A 20,553-nucleotide genomic window follows, 5' to 3' on the forward strand; every position below is an offset into this window, starting at 1 on the left:
CATGGCGCGGCGCGCTGTTCTGGTCACGCGTCCCGAGCCGGGTTTGGCTTCTACCTCCGAGGCCCTTCAGCTTCAGGGATGGGAGGCGATTGCCTGCCCGATGCTGGAAATTCAGACCTACGAACCTATAGCGGTGACTGACTGCGCGGCTGTAGCTTTGACAAGCGCCAATGCGCTGGCCGCTCTCAAAAATTGGCCGCGAGACCGTTTGATGGTCACGGTAGGAGCAAAAACGGCTGAACATGCTCGCGCCATAGGCTTTTCCAATGTTCATGCCGCAGATGGCGACGCTGAAGCCCTGTTGGAGTTCTGTCGTCGTCACAACCTGACGGGACAGTCCCTTATGCTGGCATGTGGCAAGGGTTACGGCCTCGACTTGGCAGTGGCGTTGGGGGCCAGGCGCATCGATTCATACGCAGTGACAAAGAAGAAAACTCTTACGGATGCTGCGCGAGACGCTTTGTTGAGCGATCGTGTTGAAGGGGTTGTTCTTTATTCCGGAAAAACGGCTGAAGCCTTTATGGAGGCTTTGGAAGCGCCGGAGCGAAATGCTCTGTCCGGTGTGAGGGCGCTCTGTCTGTCAGAGGCCATCGCTGCACGCCTGACCGAAAAGGACTGGCGTGCAGTGGAGTGGCCCGATCCACTGGAACGGCTCGGGCCTTTCGTCACCTGAAGGATCAGGCTTCGCCAGCTGGCTCCGGGAACTGCTGGGCGCGCTTGGCCTGCCACAGTGCCACGAAGTCGATCGGCTGCAGAACCACTGGCGGGAAACCACCGTCACGGGTGACGTCGCTGATGATGGAGCGCACATACGGGAAGATCAGGCGTGGAACTTCAACCAGCAGGATCGGCTCGACGAGTTCCTGCGGAGCGTTGCCCAGCGTCACGATGGCGGCGTAGGTCAGTTCGGCGATGAACACCGTGCGGCCAGCCTTGCCACCTTCCTCTGCTGGTGGCTCTGCGGCTTCTGCGCGGACGGCCAGGGCAACTTCATAAACCGGCTGCTCTTCTTCCAGGCGATTTGCCTGAACATCGATGTTCACGGAGATCTGCGGTGCAGCGCGCAGGGTTGCGAAAATGGAAGCGCCAGCCGGGACTTCAAAGGACAGGTCCTTCGTGTACTGCAGATTGACGGCAAGCGGCATCTGCGGCGGAGCGCCTTCCATGTTCTGTGCAGTGTTGTCGGTGGTATTCTCGGACATGTACGGTCTCCGGATCCGCGAGGCGGATAGCGATGGAACGATTGCGATACAGTGGCGGTAGCATGATGTGTCATGCGCGCCAAGACGGGGTTCCTGCATGCGGAAGGTTGAGATTGGTCCGCTGTCGCCCTATCTGTAAGACAACGGAAATTCCAACGATCTGTGTGAAACATAATCTTCATGTCTTCTGACGACATTCATCTTCCCTCCGCTCTGATGGGCCATTCCGGCCACGCGTTCCCATGGGACATCGTGGTGCTGGCAATTCTGGCGATTGCCTTGGGCTTTCGCCTGTACCGCGTGCTGGGGCGTCGCATTGGCATGCAGGGTGTGCGTCAGGAGCGTCCGCCGGTTTTCGCTGCTGGTGGGCAGGCTTCCACGCGTCCGACGCCTCCACCGCTGCCTGGTACAAGCCAGCGGGGTGAGGAAACTGTCGTGGTGCAGGTCGAATACGACATTCCCGCTCCGGCAACCCGGGTGGGCAGCGTACTGGGTCGTATGACCCAGCTTGATGCGGGTTTTACGCCTCAGGCTTTTCTTAAGGATGCTGAAAACACGTTCCGCCAGATTGTTCCGGCTTTCGCTGCGGGGGACCGCGCGGCTCTGTCAGGTCTGATGACCCCGGAGACGGAAGACGCCTTTCTCTCCGCGATCAACGCGCGCGCCGAATCAGGCGAAACACAGCGCAGCGATCTGCGCGGTATCGAAAGCATGGCCATTCTGGATGCGATGCTTCCCACCAACGATGCGGCTGCCCAGATTGGTCGAATCGAAGTTCGGATTGTGTCTCGTCAGGTTAATATGCTGACGGATCGCAACGGAGACCCTGTACAGGGCACGGATGCCGTGACGGAATTCCATGATCTATGGCTGTTTGAACGTCAGTTCGGGACGTCGGACGCGCGGTGGCGTCTTGCGGCATCGCGCCCAGCCTGAAAATAGTTCGTCCATTATGAAAAAGCTGCTGAGTCTGGCTGCCTGGGCCATGTTGGCCGGGTGCACCACGTCGAATGAACCGTCATCTTCTGTTTCATTGACGCCTGTAGGCTTCGATGCACTCGCGGGGTGGGATCGGGAGGATTTCGCTTCGCTCCTTCCCGTTCTGCGGCAGGAGTGCCATCGGTTGACGCAATTGCCGCCTGAAACGCCTCTCGGGGGGGCTGAGACCCTTCCGTATGGCCGTCAGGTTGGAGACTGGTCTGGTGCTTGCGCCGGACTGGAGAGTGCTGCGGATGCCAAATCTTACCTGCAGACATGGTTCCAGCCTTACGAGACCGATACCAAAGCGTTTTATACCGGGTATTTTGAACCCCAGATTGAGGCATCCCTGACGCGCGAGGGGCCATATCAGACGCCTCTTTATGGGCGCCCGGCAGATCTGGTTCGTGCCAAAGCAACCAACGGTCAGATGGTTACGGGACGTTGGGAGAACGGTCAGTTCAAACCATATTATGATCGTGCCCAGATTGACGGTGGTGCTCTGGCGGGGCGCGGGTTGGAAATCGCATGGCTAAAAAGCCCTGTGGACCTGTTCTTTCTGCAAATTCAGGGCTCCGGTCGTCTGATCCTGCCAGACGGATCGCAGATCCGGGCTGGTTATGACGGCAAGAATGGCCAGCCTTATGTGCCGCTTGGGCGTGTGCTGGTTCAGGATAACGAGCTGGCTCCCTCTGCTGTCAGTATGGAAAGCATCCGTGCATGGCTGGAGGCGCATCCGGATCGCATGATGGCGATGATGGAGCGTAACCCGAATTACGTTTTCTTCCGCAAAGATACGGGAAGTCTGGCACAGGGCGCGACAGGAGCATTCGGTGTGCCGCTGACTGCTGGGCGGTCCGTTGCGATTGACCGATCGATCGTCCCGTTTGCGACCCCGCTCTGGGTTGAGACAAAGCTTCCGGATGCAAAGGGCCAGCCAGCGCCTTGGCAGCACCTCGTGTTCGCTCAGGATATCGGAACCGATATCAAGGGGGCGGGACGTGCCGATCTGTTCACCGGATGGGGTGCTTTTGCCCAGTATGTTGCCGGCAATCTGCATGAAAATGGCCGAATGGTCATTCTGTTGCCGCGTCCTCCAGCGGATTCGCCCACCCCATGATCCGGAGCCGCCGGGAAACACTCGGCGCCCATACGCTGATCCGGGGAGACTGCACCACAGTTCTGCGGCGCATGTCGTCGCAGACGGTGGATGTCGTGGTGACGTCTCCGCCCTATAATCTTGGGATCGAATATCGGACCTATCAGGACCAGTTACCGGAAGATGCCTATCTGGACTGGATGGAAGACGTCTGTGCCAGTGTGAAACGGATCATGAAGGACGATGGATCGTTCTTTCTGAATATCGCTGGATCATCTTCACAGCCCTGGCTTCCGTTTGAACTGATGTCCCGGTTGCGGAAGCTCTTTGTGCTTCAGAACCATATCACCTGGATCAAGTCGATTTCGGTGGGTGAAATTACCTATGGGCATTTCAAGCCGCTGAATTCACCCCGCTTTGTTAACCGTAATCACGAGCATATTTTTCATCTGACGAAAAAGGGAGACGTCAAAGTTGCCCGGTTGGATGCTGGCGTTCCATTTACGGACAAAAGCAATATCTCGCGCCGACAGCATGAGATGGATCGTCGATGCCGTGGAGACACGTGGTTCATTCCCTATGAGACCGTGCGAAGCCGAAAAGAAAAATTCAGCCATCCGGGGACGTTTCCAATCGCGTTGCCGGAAGCCTGTCTGCGGTTGCATGGCGCCAAGCCAGGCGGGGTCCTGCTGGACCCGTTCATGGGAGTGGGGACCAGCCTGATTGCGGCGGAACGCAAGGGGTTGTCCGGCATTGGCGTGGAAAAGGACACACGTTACGTCAACATTGCCCGTAAGCGCCTCAGGGCTGCGATTGGGACCCGGGAGGAAGACTGGGAAGACGAATGATCGGTCAGACCTGTAGGTCTGACAGGATCAATCGTTTTGACTTCTTGTGTTACAATCTCCAAACCTCACATTCTCGTGACAGTGAGGAGATTTGCGGTGCGTCGCAGCACAATTACCAAAGGAATTGCCGGTCTGGTGGCACTGGGCGTTGTCGCCTGGGGTGGAACAGTCACCTATCTTGAGCATTTCGATCATGCTGGTGCGCCGCAGCTTCCCGCGAGCAGCCCCACACGGCATGACCCTATCGCCATGACAGCGTTTGCAGCGTTTCAGGAAGTCCGTTGTGACTACTGCCACACGCGCAACGCCGATCTGCCATTTTACTTCAAACTCCCGCTTGCCAATCAGATTATGAGCCGTGATCTGGAGCAGGGGCAGCGTCATTTTGAGTTTGCGCCGATCATTGAAGCGTTCCAGCAGGGCAAGCCCCCATCGGTCGAACAGCTTTCCCGTATTGAGGAAGTGATTGTTCAGAACCGTATGCCGCCTGCGGCTTACCTGACGATGCATCCCCATGCTCATCTGGACGAGAAACAGCGTGCGGACATTCTGAAGTGGGTACGTGATCAGCGTGAGCGCTATTATGCCAGCTCTGACGTGGCCCCAGAATTCCGTGGCGAAGTCCTTCAGCCGATCCCGGAAACAATTGCTGTAGACTGGAAAAAGGCTGAACTGGGCCGGACCCTGTTCTTCGACAAGCAGCTTTCAGGCAATGGCCAGCTTAATTGTGCGAGCTGCCATGGCCTGAACAAGGGCGGTGTGGATAATCAGACCACGGCGACCGGCATTAATGGTCAGACCGGCCCGATTAACGTACCGACGGTTTACAATTCCGTCTTCAATATCGGTCAGTTCTGGAACGGTCGTGCCAAGGATCTGGCTGAGCAGGCTGCAGGCCCGGTGATGAACCCGCTGGAAATGGGATCCCATGACTGGGCATCCGTTGCCGATCGTGTGCGTGCTGAGCCTGGATATGCTGATCAGTTCACGGCCATCTATGGTTCGGACGATATCACCAAGAACACGGTGACGGACGCGATCGCCGAATATGAAAAAACACTGATCACTCCAGACAGCCGCTTTGACCTGTACCTGAAGGGCAAGGCAGACGCGATTACGGCTCAGGAAAAGCGTGGCTATGAACGCTTCAAGGCAATTGGCTGCTCGGGCTGCCATAGCGGTGTTGCGGTCGGTGGAGACGCTTACGAAATTCTAGGTCTGGAAGGACCGTATTTCGAGGACCGTCACACCAAGCTGACGGCTGTGGATGATGGTCGCTTTGCCTTCACGAACAATCCGTCGGATCGTGAGCGCTTCAAGGTCCCCAACCTGCGGAACGTTGAGCTGACAGGCCCGTGGTTCCATGACGGATCAGCAAAGACGCTGGACGCTGCGGTTCGTGCCATGGCCCGTTATGAGACGCCCGATCATGACATCACAGAGCAGGATGTTACGGACATTGTGGCCTTCCTGAAAACTCTGACAGGAAAGTATCAGGGCATTCCGCTCAAGGATGTTCCGGCAGATGCTCCGCTTCGGGGCGCGCAAGCCAACTGAATGTTCCAATGACGTCAGAGAGCGGCTTCGAAGAAATTCGGGGCCGTTTCTGATTCTGGATTATTCTTCCTGTAATTTGCGATCTGCCGCCTGATCAATTTCATTTCTCTCCTCCGGCGTCAGAAGACCGCGTTCAAGCTCCTGCGTTGCACGCGCTTTCGCATTTCGGGCCCGGGCCTTTGTGTCGACGGGGTAGGCCCTTTTTTCCGGAAGGCCGAAGTCATCGTCGGGTAGGCTGTCTCGCTCTTCTTTGGTCAATTTGCTCACGGTCTGTCTCCTATACGAGAAGACTTGGGAACGCTGCCGACGGTTCTACAAGGCGCAGCTCGGACAAAAAAAATGGTCTCTTCCCGAATTGATCGTGCGCCAGAAATGTTCGGATCTCTGTGAGGGAGCAGTGCCATCGTGGCCAGTCATAGAGTTGTAGGACTGAACGTTCTGAAGAAGAGCCTGACGCCAAAATTGCAAGAGGCCTGAAATTACGTCTTTTCCATTGTTCGATCGGCATGGAAACAGTTACACGCAGTGCAGGTTATTTGCGGGATGCAAGACTGAATCAGGTCAGGTGGGGTCTTTGGTGGCAAAGCGGGTTCTGAAAGAGGAGGAGGAAAGCCTGTGGCGCATGGTCGTGCGCGACATCGTGCCGCTACACCCTTCCAGACCCAAATCCAAACCCGTTCCGCCACCCACGCCAAAAGTCGAAGCGGTAAAGCCCGCTCGGGTTCCGCTTGTTCCGCCCCCACCTGCTGAACAGGACCTGTCATTCCGCGCTCTTTTGGCGCGTCCAGTTCTTCGTCGACCCAGACCGCAGGATCTGCGGGTCGGTGTTCGCTCACCTGGTCTGGATGATACGAGCTGGAAGCGCCTCTCCCGCGGGGAGCTCAAGGTCGATGCGAAGCTGGATCTGCATGGATATATTGTGCAGGACGCTTTTGAGCGCCTGCTCGACTTCATGCATCGCGCCAAAGCACGCAACTGGCGGTGCGTTGAAGTCGTGACAGGGCTGGGAAGTGGTGCCACGAGCGGACTGATCCGTCGGGAACTGCCGCTCTGGCTCCAAAGAGCGGACATCCGGCCCATGGTGCTGGCCGTTGTCCACCCTCATGCTGCCAACCATGGCTCCGTCCGGATTTTGTTGCGGACAAAGCGCCGGTAAAAGGTCAGAGGGGCCGCGTTTCCTGTCCGATACGCCAGCGCGGCGTATTCATGGCAATCCAGCGTCTCAGAGCAAGGATCGCGCCAATATCAGGTGTTGCCCGGGACAGGAATGGCGCTGCATTGTCGCCTGCCGCCAGCATGAAATGGTGCTTTTCTGCCCAGTGGCGAACGGTTGGATCTACCGCTGCGTCCCAGCAGGCCTGCTTCCAGCTCTTGACCATATCTGGTGGAGTGAGCATCGGGAGTGCCACCGTCAGAGCTGTATAGGTACTAGCGGAGACTGCTTGCCAGGCTCTGTATAGCGCTCCTTCAGGCGGCCGGCGGCGTGCCTCCTGATAGGCCTCCAGAAAATTCGGGATCGTATCTGACCCTGTGTCTGACAGGTCGCCTGTATGATAGAGCGGCGCTGTACCGGGCGGCAGCTTGGCGAGAATGGTCTCTACCGGCACATCCAAGGTGTAAGGAAGTAACTGAACGGCATCGACCTGATTGTTAGCAAGTGCTTCCAGTGCGTCTTCCGTTCGACTGAACCCAGACACCGGAATAGGGCGCAGGCCAAGGAGCGTCAGGCCAAGAAGGGCGTCAAGTTCTGTTCCCGTTGGGCGAGAAACAGCCAGTCGAACCGGATGATCGTGAAAAAAACCCTTTAGGCGGCTTCGAAGCGTTTTGTGCAGTTCTGCACGCGCAATGACGACAGTTGTCGTGTGAGCCGTCAGAAGGGGGATCCACCGTGCGAAATCATAGTGGACGCGAGAGTCACCGGTTAGCGAGGCCAGCAGGACGCTTCCCGGCGCAATGAGAGCCGTGCTTCCGTCCGGCGCGCTGTTGGCGTCAAAAAGATTGGCAGCGCGTACGCCGTCCTGACCGATATCGGGTGTGATCTCCAAGGGGGCGTCTAGTCCCAGCGTGCGGGAGATAACGCCAGCCGCAAGTTCCCCGAACTGCCCCTGGATGGACGCCAGTGTTCCACCAAGGAGCAGATGTGCGTCAGGCATGTCCGCAGCACGGGCCTGCAGAGAGGGCATGGCGCTTCCGGCACCGAGCACGGCCAGCCCTTTCAGGCAGTCACGGCGGGTCGGGGAACGAAGCATCACGGCCAGCGAACTTCTGGAGGCATGCTCATCAGGATCGATTCGGTGTTGCCGCCCGTCTTCAGGCCAAACAGCGTTCCCCGATCGTGAAGCAGATTGAATTCTACATAACGTCCGCGGCGGATCAGCTGGGCGTCGCGGTCGGCGTCCGTCCACGGATTAAACATGCGGCGTCTGACAACTGCGGGGTAGGCGTCATGGAAGGCCATGCCGACGTCTTTCGTGAAGGCGAAGTCACCTTCAAGGCTTCCAGTCGAGAACTGATCGTAAAAGATGCCGCCGAGGCCGCGTGGCTCGTCGCGGTGATGCAGATGGAAGTATCGGTCACACCATTCCTTGAAGCGCGGATAGTGCTCCGGATCGTGCTTGTTACAGGCGGCTTCAAACATCTTGTGGAAGTAGTCGGCGTCACTGCGGGCTTCGGCACTGTCCGGGAACATTGGCGTAATATCGCCACCGCCACCGAACCAGCCTTTGGTCGTAATAATCATGCGCGTATTGAAATGCGCGGCGCTGACATGCGGATTGCAGGGGTGAGCGACAAGGGACACGCCCGTTGCGAAGAAGCGTGGATCTTCGGATGCGCCGGGAATGTTTTTGCGAAATTCGGGAGAAAATTCGCCCCACACGGTAGAGACGTTCACGCCAACCTTCTCAAAGACCCGACCGCGCATCACGGACATCACGCCGCCGCCGCCATCCGGGCGATCCCAGGCTGTGCGAACGAAGCGTCCCGGTTGCGTGCGATCTCGCAAGACCTGGGAATTGCCTTCGGCGGCTTCGTCTTCAAGTTTCTCGTAAGACGCGCAAATCCGGTCCCGGAGAGATTCAAACCAGGCCTTCGCCTCACTCTTCAAAGTGTCATGAGGCACATCCGGGCGAACGAGTTCAGCAAAAACGGGGCTGATCTGGTCCATTTTTCTCTCCCCTACCATCCTAAGGACGAATTCTTGTTACGCGGAGTGTCCTAGCAAATTGCGCTCAAGACGAACAGTTGGCTGGCTGCATGTCTGCTGTCGCTCTGTGGCGCGATGATGGCAGAGAGCATCTTGCCGCTTCGTAAATGCCTGCGTGATTTTTTTTGGACACGGATCAGCGGAGACTTGCGCCAATCTTCCGTCTCGTGTTCCTGAACGGTCCTCAAACATGTTCATCAGGGGCGGACTGAACAATCATGTCTTCGGAAACAGAAATTCAGCCGGTTATCGGCGTTATTGGTGGCTCCGGCCTCTATGATATTGACGGTCTGGAAAACAAGGAATGGCGTCGGGTTGAAACGCCGTGGGGCGAAACCTCTGACGAGCTCCTTTTCGGAACGTTTGAAGGCATCAAGTGCGTCTTCCTGCCCCGTCATGGTCGTGGTCATCCGATCCCGCCCTCACGTCTGAATTTCCGCGCAAATATTGATGCTCTCAAGCGCTCAGGCGTGACGGATATTCTGTCTCTTTCAGCTGTGGGCTCTTTAAAGGAAGAATTGCCGCCGGGCCGTTTTGTGCTTGTCGATCAGTTCATTGATCGCAGTTTCGCGCGCGAGAAAAGCTTCTTTGAGACGGGATGTGTGGCGCATGTCGGCATGGCGGACCCGGTGTCCGCTCGTCTGCTGGATGTGCTGGAAGCGGAGTCCCGCAAGCTTGATATTCCGGTGACGCGTGGTGGAACCTATATCGTCATGGAAGGGCCGCAGTTCTCGACGCGTGCCGAGAGCGAGCTCTATCGGTCATGGGGTTGTTCGGTTGTTGGCATGACCAACATGCCGGAAGCCAAGCTCGCCCGTGAAGCCGAGATGACCTACGCAACGGTAGCCATGGTCACGGATTATGACTGCTGGCACACCGAGCATGACAGCGTGACGGTTGAAGGCGTGGTGAAGGTCATGAAGGGGAATGCGGATAATGCCCGCCGTCTCGTGAAGGCTGTGATCCCGGTTCTGGGTCAGAAGCGCCCTCTGGACCTTTCCGCCGAGCGTGCGCTCGACTTTGCGATTATCACCGCACCCGAGAAGCGCGATCCGGCTCTTGTCGCCAAGCTGGATGCCGTCGCAGGTCGCGTTCTGAACAAAGCCTGAAATGGCTTGCCGCCCGCGTAAAAACGGGCGGCAGAAGGGAAGGGCAATCAGTGCCTTTCCTGCTTCTCGTCGATTTGAGCGTAGCCCGGCTGACCGGCGTCGGTGCTGGGATCATCCAGCAGTTCGCGTTCTTCTTTTCGATCCGCGACGGGAAAATGGCGGTGATCGCCCTGGTCCGTGCTGCGCTCTGGGAATTCCCCAAGATTCTCCTGTAAGCGGGGATCTTCGATCTGAACATCTGCCAACTCTGGCGGTGGGAGATCCTCAACAGGCGTGCCCTCGGGAACGCCCTTGATGGAAATCAGGTCCGTCGCTTTGTCCAGATAGGCTTCAGGGCCGCCGTCCGGCTTTCCATCGGCTTCCCAAAGTAACTTGGCCTCGCGGCGGATTGCTGCGTCACGTTTTGGATCTGCTTCGAGTGGGTTGTTGCTCATGATCAGAACTCCTGAAGGGTTGGGCGCAGGACAATCTCGTTGATGTCCACGTCGTCAGGTTGTGAGATGGCGAAAGCGATGGCCCTCGCCACGGATTCCGCCGGAATTGCAATCTTGTAGAACGCTTCAACATGCTGACGACTTTCACTGTCGCCACTGCCCGTTTTGAGTTCGCTTTCCACTGCGCCGGGCTCGATGGATGTAACGCGAAACGCGTTGCCAGCTTCTTGACGGAGGCCATCACTGATGGCCCGCACGGCAAACTTCGTTCCTGAATAGACGCTGCCTCCAGGAGCGAAGACCTTGATCCCGGCAACCGAGGACAGGTTAATGACATGTCCCGATTTCTGACGTTCAAAGATCGGCAGCGCTGCGGCAATGCCGTACAGAACGCCTTTGATGTTGATGTCGATCATCCGGTCCCACTCGTCGACCATCAGTCGTTTCATGGGGGCAATCGCCATCAGCCCGGCATTGTTCACGAGGACATCAAGACGTCCGAAGTCCTGCTCAACGGCTTTTACAACGTCCGCAACGTTCTGGCGGTTCGTGACATCCAGTGTGTAGGCCCGTGCAGTCTGGCCAAGTGCTTCGAGTTCCGCGACAATTTCGTCCAGCCGGTCCCGACGTCTAGCGGCGATAGCAACGTAAGCCCCTCGTGCTGCGAGATAACGCGCGGTTGCTTCACCGAGGCCGCTGCTGCCACCTGTGATGAGGACAATTTTTCCTGCAATGCCTTCCATGTCAGGCCTCACGCACGCTTGATGTGATGCTTCAGAAACGCGACGCTCCGGCTCCAGGCCAGATCACGGGCGTCCTGATTGAAGCTGGAACGTTCTGGGCATCCGAAGCCATGTCCAGCCTGATCGTAAAGGAAGACCTCGACTTCCGGCCGGCTTGCGCGAATTTTCTGAACGTCACCTGGCGGAATAGACGCATCTTCTCCGCCGAAATGGAGCTGCGTCGGGCAGTGCGGCGCTGTGTCACAATGGTTGGCAATACCGCCGCCATACCATCCGACGGCGGCATTAAAGTGGTGCGTGCGTGTTGCCGCAAGCCACGCGATGAGGCCGCCCCAGCAGAAGCCGATAATCCCGACTGGGCGGTGACCATCATCCTGTCTCAGTTTTTGAGCGCAGGCTTCCAGATCCTGCTGGATCAGATCTGGCGAAATACCACTTCGAAATTCCAGCCCTTCCTTCAGGCCAGCCTCGTTGTACGCCAGAACCGTATGGGGTTTGACGCGGTCAAAGAGGGCAGGGGCGAGAACATGGAAGCCCTGCTGAGCTAGATCAGAGCAGACGTCCCTGATGTGCCCGGTCAGGCCAAAAATTTCCTGCACGACGACAATGGAGCGTGTGGACTCGGGGGAGCCTGTCTCCCATGCCTCGAATTCGTGGCCGTCTGCCGCCGTGAGGCGGATCATGTGGCCCTCGGTCTTTTCTTGGGAATGCTTGTGGTCCATTGATTTCTGTCCAGTCTCTGTAACGCCGGAAAGGCAGATGCCATGAGCGACGTCATCAATCTCCGTCGGGAACGCAAACGCCGCAAGTCCGTAGAGGATGCGAAGGAAGCTGAGACCAATCGTCGTCTTTATGGCCGGACGAAAGGTCAGAAAATGGCGGATATGCTGGAGAAAAGACGTTCCGAGGCCCTGTTGGACGGAAAGAAAATTTTTTCTGCCGAGGGCGATGGTTCTTGACGAAAACGGGTGGCGGCACTACCTCTCTTGGCACTCTCGATATGGGAGTGCCAACTGCGCTGCAGTAATTGAGCGCGTAACCCGGCCGCGTCGCTTTGTAGAAGGGCACGGCCTAAAATGGAGCGATCCATGACGACATTTCGTCCCCTGCATGACCGCGTTGTAGTCCGTCGCCTGACCGGTGAAGAAAAGACCGCTGGCGGCATCATCATCCCTGACACCGCCAAGGACAAGCCGACCGAAGGAGAGATCGTTTCCGTAGGCCCAGGCGCCCGGAACGAGCAGGGCCAGATCGTGGCTCTCGACGTCAAGGCAGGCGACAAGGTGCTGTTCGGCAAGTGGTCCGGCACCGAGGTGAAGATCAACGGTGAAGAACTGCTGATCATGAAAGAGAGCGACATCATGGGTGTGATCGGCTGAAAAGCCGTCCCCGTTTCCTCTCGTTAAAAACCTCAACAGGAGATTAAGAACATGGCTGCCAAGGAAGTTAAGTTTGGTGCCGACGCCCGCGACCGTATGCTGCGTGGCGTTGATATTCTTGCAAATGCCGTCAAGGTAACGCTGGGCCCGAAGGGTCGTAATGTTGTTCTCGACAAGAGCTTCGGCGCGCCGCGCATCACCAAGGACGGTGTGTCTGTCGCCAAGGAGATCGAACTGGCTGACAAGTTCGAGAACATGGGCGCTCAGATGGTACGCGAAGTTGCGTCCCGTACGAACGACCTGGCTGGTGACGGCACGACGACGTCCACGGTTCTTGCTCAGGCAATCATCCGCGAAGGTGCCAAGGCTGTTGCAGCTGGCATGAACCCGATGGACCTGAAGCGCGGCATCGACAAGGCTGTCCTCGTCGTTGTTGAAGAGCTGAAGAAGAACAGCAAGAAGATGACTTCTCCGGAGGAAATCGCTCAGGTCGGTACGATCTCTTCCAACGGTGAGCGTGAAATCGGTGAGATGATCTCCTCTGCCATGCAGAAGGTCGGCTCCGAGGGCGTCATCACAGTTGAAGAAGCCAAGGGCCTGCACACGGAACTCGACGTTGTCGAGGGCATGCAGTTCGATCGCGGCTACATCTCCCCGTACTTCGTGACGAACCCGGAGAAGATGACGGCTGATCTCGATGCGCCGTACATCCTGATCCATGAAAAGAAGCTGTCTTCGCTTCAGCCAATGCTGCCGCTGCTCGAGAGCGTTGTGCAGTCCGGCCGTCCGCTGATGATCATCGCTGAAGACGTCGATGGCGAAGCACTTGCTACGCTGGTCGTGAACAAGCTGCGTGGTGGCCTGAAGATCGCTGCCGTCAAGGCTCCGGGCTTCGGTGACCGTCGCAAGGCCATGCTGGAAGACATCGCGATCCTGACGGGTGGCCAGGTTATTTCCGAAGACATCGGGATCAAGCTGGAATCCGTTACCCTCGACATGCTGGGCCGCGCGAAGAAGGTTCACATCGAGAAGGAAAACACCACGATCGTTGAAGGCGCTGGCAACAGCGACGACATCAAGGGTCGTTGCAACCAGATCCGCGCTCAGGTTGAAGAAACAACCTCTGACTACGATCGTGAGAAGCTCCAGGAGCGTCTTGCAAAGCTGGCTGGTGGCGTTGCCGTCATCCGCGTCGGTGGTAGCAGTGAAGTTGAGGTGAAGGAGCGCAAGGATCGCGTTGACGACGCTCTGCACGCAACCCGCGCAGCTGTCGAAGAAGGTATCGTCCCGGGTGGTGGTACGGCTCTTGCCCGCGCTTCCGTTGCTCTGAAGGGTCTGACCTTCGATAACGACGATCAGCGGATCGGTGGCGAGATCGTTCGCAAGGCGCTTCAGACGCCGCTGCGTCAGATCGCTGAGAACGCTGGTGAAGACGGCGCCGTGATCGCTGGCAAGGTGCTCGAGAACGACACCTACAACTTCGGCTTTGATGCTCAGAACGCTGAGTACAAGGACCTGGTTGGCGCAGGCATTATCGACCCGACGAAGGTTGTTCGTACGGCTCTGCAGGATGCCGCTTCGGTTGGTGGTCTGCTGATTACGACGGAAGCCATGGTTGCCGAGCGCCCTGAGAAGAAGGCTCCGGCTGCTCCAGGTGGCATGGGCGGCATGGGCGACATGGATTTCTGATCCAACGCTTCAGATTCCCCAGTTTTAAAAAGCTGGGGAATATGTCGAATAATTACAAAAAGAGCCGTCTCACCTCAGGGTGGGGCGGCTTTTTTTTGACTTGTTTTGATATGCGTCCGACACATATGTGACCCTTATGCAACGCTTGTCACAAAACCATCACGGAGCGATCGTACTCGCTGGAAGTTGGGGTGACACTTTCGCAATGAAATGTCTAAAGGACGTCACTGCCTTTAGAAGGATTTCGTCTTATTATGATCGTATCGCGTCGCAATATGCTACTTTGCGCGTCGGTTATGGGTGTGGGTGCGCTGTCAGGCGCGGCACAGGCCGCAACAACCGATCACGCTAAAACCACGTCCTCACATGTGCGCCACAAGACTGTGACACATAGTCCGGTGCGTTCTGCTGCGACGCCTGCAACGACAGCTCCGGTTGCTGCAACCCGTCAGGTTGCCGCTCCGCAGTATGCTGCGCCTGTTGCGGTCAGCAATACACGTGCCCTGCGTTCCATCGATTCCAATCGATCCGAGAACGTTGTGGTAACGGGTTCGGCGCTCAGCACGTCGAACAACTCCAATGCCAACCCGGTCCAGATCGTGACCAGCAAGCAGATTGAGCAGACGGGTGCCACCACGATTGGTGACTACCTGCAGCGTCTGCCTTCCATGGGTTCGGGTGGAACGACGAACAGCCAGACCAATGGTACGGGCGGTTCCTCCTGCATGGATCTGCGTAACCTTGGACAGAACCGTGTCCTGGTTCTGGTCGACGGCAAGCGTGCTGCCATCAATGGCAACAACAGCTGCTTCGACATGAACACGATCAACGTTCATCAGGTTGCCAGCATTGAAATCCTGAAGGATGGCGGTTCCGAGCTGTACGGTGCTGACGCTGTTTCCGGCGTTATCAACATCAAGCTCCGTCATGACCTCAATGACGCCAACCTCACGGTTCGTGGCGGCATCGGAACGGATCATGGCGACGGCCAGACAGGCATGATCTCCGGCTACAAGGGCTGGAACTTCGATCATGGCAAGGGCAACGTAACGCTCTTTGGGTCTTACATGACCTCGAGCGGCATCAAGCAAGCTAACCGCTCCTGGGCGACCCCGGTTCAGGGTAACGACCCGATCAACCCGGCTAATCTTTCCTTTGGTTCGGGTTATCCGACGGGTGGTCTCTTCCAGACCAGCACCGGTAACTATGTTGGTAGTGAGAGCGGCGCCCTGCGCACCTTCACGAAGGCTGATCGTTACAACTATGGTGCTGACCAGAACCTGACGAACTCCCTGACGAACGGGACGCTGTCGTTTGATGCTCACTATGACATCAACCGTCACTTCACGCCGTACCTGAACTTCAACTACGCCCATCGTAATTCGTCCACGACGATGGCGCCGATCCCCGTTGCTGGCAGTATCTATCCTTCCACGCTGCCGACCGCCCTGTATGTTCCGGAGAACTATCCTGGAAATACGCTGGGTGAAGACGCCTACATGTCCAAGCGTATGGGTGAGTGGGGCAACCGCCGCAGCGAAACGGCCACCGATACTTACACGGGTATTGCTGGCGTAAAGGGTGAAATCACCCACGGCTGGAACTACGATCTGTCCTACACGTATGGCTGGAACCAGGTCATGTCCCAGACGTCTGGCGTTGGTAACTACTCCAAGCTTCTACAGACATACGGCTTGCAGCAGGACACCCCGGGTGATTCCGACAGTACGCTGAGCTACAATCCGTCTGTTTGTAATGCTGCTGCAGGTTGCGTTCTGTCGAACCCGTTCGGCAAGCTTTCACCGGAAGCCGCAGCTTATTCCAACTACACGTCGCATGATCACTATTACTACCAGCTTCGTGACCTGAACCTGCGCATCAACAACAACCATGTTGTCCACATGCCATGGAACAACGGTGGCGACCTGGGTCTTGCGCTCGGTATGGAACACCGTGGTGAGCAGCTTGCCTATCACCCGGATGCACTGGTTGAATCTGGCCAGACGCTGACGAACTCTGCGTCCTACACCGGTGGTGGCTTCAATGTTTCCGAAGGCTACATCGAAGGCAAGGCAACGCTGCTGCATAACGCTTTCCTTGCCAAGGATCTGACGATTGACGGTCAGGGTCGTTACTCTGCCTACAATACGTTCGGTGGCACGAAAAACTGGAAGGTCTCCATCAACTGGGCACCGATTCAGGACATCCGCTTCCGCGCAACACTCGGCACGTCCTATCGTCAGCCGAACGTGTATGAGCTGTATGGTGGTCAGTCCCTGGGGTACGCTTCAGCGACCGATCCATGTGATTCCGTGCAGGCCGCATCCTATGGTGCGCAGTCTCCTGTCGTAGCAGCTAACTGTGCACGTCAGGGCATCAACAGCAGCACGTTCTCGTCCAACTTCTCTGGACAGGCACCGACGCTGTATGGCGGTAACGCGAAGCTGCGTCCTGAAACGGGCCGGACCTACACGATCGGTACGGTGATCACGCCGCGCTGGATCCCGGGTCTGTCTGCGTCCGTTGAATACTGGCACTACACTCTCAAGAACATGATCACGTACCTGAGCAGCCAGTACATCATGGACCAGTGCTATACGGGCACGAACACGTCTTACTGTGATCGTATTACCCGTGTTGCAAGCACCGGGCAGCTGAATGCTGTGACGTCCATGTATGACAACATTGGCGGCCTGAAGACGAGCGGTATCGACTTCGACCTCGACTACCGTATCCGTGTCACGCAGCACGATGTCCTGACGCTGTCCAACAACTTCCAGCAGCTCGTCAGCTACCTGCAGCAGAACGAAGCTGGTGGTCAGTGGTACAACTATGCCGGTCGCATGATGTATCAAACCGGCAATGGCAACCCGCGCGTTCGTGATTACGCAACGGTTGGCTGGCAGCATGGTGCATTCGGCGTGACGTACATGATGCAGTACATGGGCGGCATGGTCTGGAACGATGGCACGACAGATCTGAAGCGTGCCAACGGTTATGGCCGTACCAGCACCCCGGGCATCTTCTCTCATGATGTGACAGTGTCTTATCGCTGGAAGAGCTGGAACTTCGAAGGTGGTGTGAACAACCTTCTCGACAAGAAGCCGCCGTTTGTTGCCAGCGCAACGGACAACAGTGCAGCCGCGCTGTACGGCAACCTCTACATGGGACGTTACGTCTTCCTGCAGGCAGGCGTGAACTTCTGATCTTCGGGTTTTCCGGGAACATGAAAAAGGCGGTGGAATTTCCACCGCCTTTTTTTATGCGTCACTGTCTTCGAAATGATCGGATCAGGACGGAGTTAGAAACTCCGCAATATCACTGATGGTCTCTGCCAGACTGAGGCGCCGGACTTCTACACCTGCGGGGAAGGCAGAGAGAAGGCGCGAGGGCATTCTGCGATCGAGCATCACAAAAACACCCCTGTCATCACCTTTCCGGATCAGGCGGCCGAAAGCCTGTCTTAAGCGCATTCTGGTAATGCGATCATCATAATCACCGGGCCGTCCTTCCGAGAGAAGGCGGCGTCGCTCACGATGCAGAATATCGGGGCGAGGCCATGGGGTCTTTTCAAACACCACCATGCGTAAGGCTTCCCCCGGCACGTCCACCCCATCGCGCATGGCGTCAGTGCCCAATAAGCAGCTGTGGGTTTCCGTGCGGAAGACATCGACGAGGGTCGCGTTATCCATGGCATCAACGTGCTGGGCATATACGGGGAAGCCCTGAGCCTCCAGCGGCTCGTTAATGCGCCGATGGACCTCGCGCAGACGACGGATTGCCGTGAAAAGCCCAAGAGCTCCTCCACCCGCTGCTTCGAATAATGCCCGAAATGCATGGGCAAGAGACGCGATTTCGACGGAAACGTCGGTCACAACGTAAGCGCGCGTCTGCTTGGCGTAATCGAACGGGCTCATGAGCGACGCGCGGATTGGTGGCTTCATGAAATGCGTGGCCCCAAGCCGCAGTTCTGCTGCGTGCCAGCTTTCTTCTCCGTCTTCTGAGCCGGTCTGATCGCGCAATGTGGCAGATGTCAAAAGCAGGCCATGAGCCGGGGTCTGAATGGTCGATGCAAATGGAATTGTCGGGTCCAGCCAGTGACGATAGAGGCCCACGTCATGGTCCCCCTGTGCACCACGTGTTCTGGGGAGATGTTCAGTCCGGATGAAATCAATATGGACGGGTGTCAGGTCAGGTTCGGGGGGTGTCTGAAGGGCGTCCAGCATTCCGATCCAGCCTGTAACGCGGCTTATGGCGCGACGGTGCAAAGTCCGGATAAAAGCCTCGATCCGCTGGCGCGTGGGGGCTTCCATTTCCGGATCATCTTCTACGGTTGCTTCAAGTCGTTTTGTCAGCTGGATCAGTGGGGTTTGCAGGCGCCGCAATGCTCTGGCCAAGTCTTCTGCGCTCGTCCGCACTGTATCATTCGTGGGGTGCAGATCGCACTCGGTGGAGATGTATGTGGTGTCCTGTTGTGGGCCTTGGGTGCGTCGGGCTTTGAGTTGATGGTCGAGGGCCTGAAGAAACAGCTCGGCAGGGTTATCCAGTTCCGGCTCGGGGGCCATGAGCGGAAGAAACGCGGGTGCTTCGTCTTCCTGCGGAACCGGCGCGTCCATTCCGTTTTTCAGTCTTACGCTCCAGCCCGGAGCTGGCAGCGCTCGGGCAGCTTGCAGCATGGCATGAAGTGGAGCGTCTATTGTCGGAATACGTTCAACCAGATCATCAAGGCGCCGCAAGAGTCCGCGTGCTCTGGATCGGCTTCCTTCTGCACCGAGGAGCCAGCGCCTGAGTTCGGCTGTTTCAAGCCCTGACAGAACCACGGCAAACGCGCTGTCTGCTGCTTCAGGGACGTGATGTCCTTCATCGAAAACATATCGCGTTGGCGTCGCATCTTCATCGGGGAGCCCAGGAGGTGCGAGAGCAGTCCAGGCCGCCTGCGACATGACAAGCGCATGGTTGGCCACAACAAGATCTGCCTGTCTGGCACGACGAATGCCATGTTCTACGAAGCAGGTTTGGTAATGCGGGCACGCCGCATGAATGCATTCGCCACGTCGGTCCGCTACGCCATGAAGTGTACCTTGGCCGAAGAGATCACCGAACCAGCCCGGGAGGTCGCCACCCATCAGATCACCGTCGCGGCTCGCTTCAGCCCATCGCGCGAGAAGACTGAGGGGGAGCAGGGCTGCCGCTCCGTCATTCCCCCGAGAGGTGGCGGCATTGAGCAGATCTTCCATATTCAGGAGGCACAGGTAGTTCTCACGTCCTTTGCGGACGACGACCTTTTGTCTCAGCGTTGCTTCATCGGGATAGAGACGATGAAGTTCCTGCTCGATCTGCCTTTGAAGATGTCGCGTGTAAGTGCTGACCCAGACGGCTCCATCATTCTGCTCAGCCCACAGGCTTGCGGGCGCAATATAGCCAAGGGTTTTCCCCGTGCCTGTTCCGGCTTCAGCAAGTACGACATTGGGCGATCCGAGCGTTTCCCGTGGCTCGAAAGCCGCAGTGGCAACAGACGCAAAGTCGGCCTGTCCGGGGCGTGCTTCTGCATTTTTGCCAAGGATCTGGCGTAGTCTTTCACGCGCGGCCTGCGGTGAAACGGGCTGGCTGCCGGGAACCGGCCTAGGGGCTGTTTCTTCCCAGCGTGGCAGGCGGCGCCAGACGCGGACGGCATCATAAGGATGCGCACTGCCTAGGTCGGAGGCTGTGCCGATGGCATCCGCGACTTCGCCACTCCAGATCCAGCCAGCGCGCGTCAGCGGGAGCAGGAGGGCCCGTAAGCGCTTTCCTTCAGGAGTATCAGCTTTTTCCCGTAACTTGCCGAGCAGGGTCTCGCAGAGCAGCGGCAGGAGATCCGCCGTGGTGGTTTCTGGCGGTGTCAGTCCAAGAGCGATCGCCAGTCCGCGCGGGGTAGGCGCAACGGTTGTTGCGGGACACACGAACAGAAAGAGATCCAGAAGATCAAACCAGGGGACAGGCTGGGATAGCGGTGTGAGATCAAGGGCGCGCAGGGCGGCCGGGCCATGAACGAGAAGGGGAGGCGGAAGCTGCGCCAGTCTTTCCCGTACCTCATCGGCCGGGAGGTCCAGAAGCTCACCATCGGCTGTCAGGAGAGAGGACAGGCCTCGTCTCGCGACAAGAGCGGGTGCGTCAAACGGAGATGGGAAAGATGGCGAGCGCGGCATTGCGGTCAGTCTAACTGGAAGGGCAGAAGCGAGCGAGTGCTTTAAAGAACAGACCGTGAAAGAATGAAGAGGCTTGGGCTGTCATATCGGTTTGGAAGTAAATTTGACACATTTCGTCATGGTTT

Annotated in this window: 19 protein-coding genes; 11 read left to right on the forward strand and 8 right to left on the reverse strand. The window is 57.5% G+C overall.

Features of this window, described 5'->3' with window-relative positions; all coding sequences use genetic code 11:
* The first annotated feature begins 1 nt into the window (after nt 1).
* A complete protein-coding gene (locus R5H23_RS07000) occupies nt 2-673 on the forward strand; it encodes a uroporphyrinogen-III synthase (RefSeq protein ID WP_317214922.1) in 672 nt (223 codons plus the stop codon).
* A gap of 4 nt (nt 674-677) precedes the next feature.
* On the opposite strand, the gene secB is transcribed toward R5H23_RS07000, so the two are convergent.
* Nucleotides 678-1,202 carry a protein-export chaperone SecB gene (secB, locus tag R5H23_RS07005; protein WP_317214923.1) on the reverse strand — a complete coding sequence of 175 codons (525 nt, stop codon included), beginning with the start codon at nt 1,200-1,202 and terminating at the stop codon, nt 678-680.
* A 180-nt stretch (nt 1,203-1,382) separates the two neighbouring features.
* Here secB and R5H23_RS07010 point away from each other — a divergent pair, with 180 nt between their 5' ends.
* The 4 genes from R5H23_RS07010 (at nt 1,383) to R5H23_RS07025 (ending at nt 5,684) form a co-directional block, all read left to right on the forward strand.
* Nucleotides 1,383-2,138, forward strand: a complete 756-nt coding sequence (locus tag R5H23_RS07010; RefSeq protein WP_317214925.1) for a Tim44/TimA family putative adaptor protein — start codon at nt 1,383-1,385, stop codon at nt 2,136-2,138.
* Nucleotides 2,139-2,154: 16 nt separating this feature from the next.
* Entirely contained in the window at nt 2,155-3,300 is a 1,146-nt protein-coding gene (locus R5H23_RS07015; RefSeq protein WP_317215088.1) for an MltA domain-containing protein, read from the forward strand.
* On the forward strand, nt 3,297-4,127 hold the full coding sequence (locus R5H23_RS07020; RefSeq protein WP_046899662.1) for a site-specific DNA-methyltransferase: 831 nt from the start codon (nt 3,297-3,299) through the stop codon (nt 4,125-4,127). The genes R5H23_RS07015 and R5H23_RS07020 overlap by 4 nt, the downstream gene beginning before the upstream one ends.
* A 96-nt stretch (nt 4,128-4,223) precedes the next feature.
* Nucleotides 4,224-5,684, forward strand: a complete 1,461-nt coding sequence (locus R5H23_RS07025) for a cytochrome-c peroxidase (protein ID WP_064273998.1) — start codon at nt 4,224-4,226, stop codon at nt 5,682-5,684.
* A 60-nt stretch (nt 5,685-5,744) separates the two neighbouring features.
* Here R5H23_RS07025 and R5H23_RS07030 read toward each other — a convergent pair whose 3' ends face one another.
* The gene (locus R5H23_RS07030) at nt 5,745-5,951 is read right to left on the reverse strand and encodes a hypothetical protein (protein WP_086634536.1); all 207 of its coding nucleotides are present in this window, start codon (nt 5,949-5,951) and stop codon (nt 5,745-5,747) included.
* Between the two features lie 310 nt (nt 5,952-6,261).
* Here R5H23_RS07030 and R5H23_RS07035 point away from each other — a divergent pair, with 310 nt between their 5' ends.
* Complete coding sequence (locus R5H23_RS07035; RefSeq protein ID WP_211500089.1) at nt 6,262-6,840, forward strand: Smr/MutS family protein; 579 nt, start codon at nt 6,262-6,264, stop codon at nt 6,838-6,840.
* Nucleotides 6,841-6,844: 4 nt separating this feature from the next.
* Here the strand turns inward: R5H23_RS07035 and R5H23_RS07040 are convergent, their stop codons facing one another.
* Complete coding sequence (locus tag R5H23_RS07040) at nt 6,845-7,933, reverse strand: hypothetical protein (protein ID WP_233126249.1); 1,089 nt, start codon at nt 7,931-7,933, stop codon at nt 6,845-6,847.
* Nucleotides 7,933-8,850 carry an oxygen-dependent coproporphyrinogen oxidase gene (gene hemF / locus R5H23_RS07045; RefSeq protein ID WP_317214926.1) on the reverse strand — a complete coding sequence of 306 codons (918 nt, stop codon included), beginning with the start codon at nt 8,848-8,850 and terminating at the stop codon, nt 7,933-7,935. Before hemF ends, R5H23_RS07040 begins: the two co-directional genes overlap by 1 nt.
* Nucleotides 8,851-9,107: 257 nt before the next feature.
* Here hemF and R5H23_RS07050 point away from each other — a divergent pair, with 257 nt between their 5' ends.
* On the forward strand, nt 9,108-9,998 hold the full coding sequence (locus tag R5H23_RS07050) for an S-methyl-5'-thioadenosine phosphorylase (RefSeq protein ID WP_099210368.1): 891 nt from the start codon (nt 9,108-9,110) through the stop codon (nt 9,996-9,998).
* Nucleotides 9,999-10,045: 47 nt separating this feature from the next.
* Here R5H23_RS07050 and R5H23_RS07055 read toward each other — a convergent pair whose 3' ends face one another.
* From R5H23_RS07055 to R5H23_RS07065, 3 genes are read right to left on the reverse strand one after another with little or no spacing between them, the layout of a single operon-like run.
* Nucleotides 10,046-10,432 carry a DUF2934 domain-containing protein gene (locus R5H23_RS07055; RefSeq protein WP_086634532.1) on the reverse strand — a complete coding sequence of 129 codons (387 nt, stop codon included), beginning with the start codon at nt 10,430-10,432 and terminating at the stop codon, nt 10,046-10,048.
* 2 nt (nt 10,433-10,434) lie between these two features.
* Complete coding sequence (locus R5H23_RS07060) at nt 10,435-11,175, reverse strand: SDR family oxidoreductase (protein ID WP_317214927.1); 741 nt, start codon at nt 11,173-11,175, stop codon at nt 10,435-10,437.
* 8 nt (nt 11,176-11,183) lie between these two features.
* Entirely contained in the window at nt 11,184-11,858 is a 675-nt protein-coding gene (locus R5H23_RS07065; protein ID WP_064274187.1) for a dienelactone hydrolase family protein, read from the reverse strand.
* A gap of 81 nt (nt 11,859-11,939) precedes the next feature.
* Between R5H23_RS07065 and R5H23_RS07070 the strand changes: the two genes are divergently transcribed.
* The 4 genes from R5H23_RS07070 (at nt 11,940) to R5H23_RS07085 (ending at nt 17,449) form a co-directional block, all read left to right on the forward strand.
* Nucleotides 11,940-12,134 (forward strand): DUF4169 family protein, encoded by a 195-nt coding sequence (locus R5H23_RS07070; RefSeq protein ID WP_046899654.1) that lies wholly within the window; start codon nt 11,940-11,942, stop codon nt 12,132-12,134.
* A 129-nt stretch (nt 12,135-12,263) separates the two neighbouring features.
* Nucleotides 12,264-12,554: a co-chaperone GroES gene (groES, locus tag R5H23_RS07075; RefSeq protein ID WP_046899653.1), complete on the forward strand. Its 291-nt coding sequence runs from the start codon at nt 12,264-12,266 to the stop codon at nt 12,552-12,554.
* Between the two features lie 51 nt (nt 12,555-12,605).
* Nucleotides 12,606-14,243, forward strand: a complete 1,638-nt coding sequence (gene groL, locus R5H23_RS07080; protein ID WP_064274005.1) for a chaperonin GroEL — start codon at nt 12,606-12,608, stop codon at nt 14,241-14,243.
* Nucleotides 14,244-14,497: 254 nt separating this feature from the next.
* Nucleotides 14,498-17,449: a TonB-dependent receptor domain-containing protein gene (locus R5H23_RS07085; RefSeq protein ID WP_211500093.1), complete on the forward strand. Its 2,952-nt coding sequence runs from the start codon at nt 14,498-14,500 to the stop codon at nt 17,447-17,449.
* A gap of 84 nt (nt 17,450-17,533) precedes the next feature.
* On the opposite strand, the gene R5H23_RS07090 is transcribed toward R5H23_RS07085, so the two are convergent.
* The gene (locus tag R5H23_RS07090) at nt 17,534-20,428 is read right to left on the reverse strand and encodes an ATP-dependent DNA helicase (protein WP_317214928.1); all 2,895 of its coding nucleotides are present in this window, start codon (nt 20,426-20,428) and stop codon (nt 17,534-17,536) included.
* Nucleotides 20,429-20,553 lie beyond the last annotated feature (125 nt).

The organism is Gluconobacter sp. GP1 (genome assembly GCF_032913585.1).
GTDB classification, from domain to species: Bacteria; Pseudomonadota; Alphaproteobacteria; order Acetobacterales; family Acetobacteraceae; genus Gluconobacter; species Gluconobacter cerinus.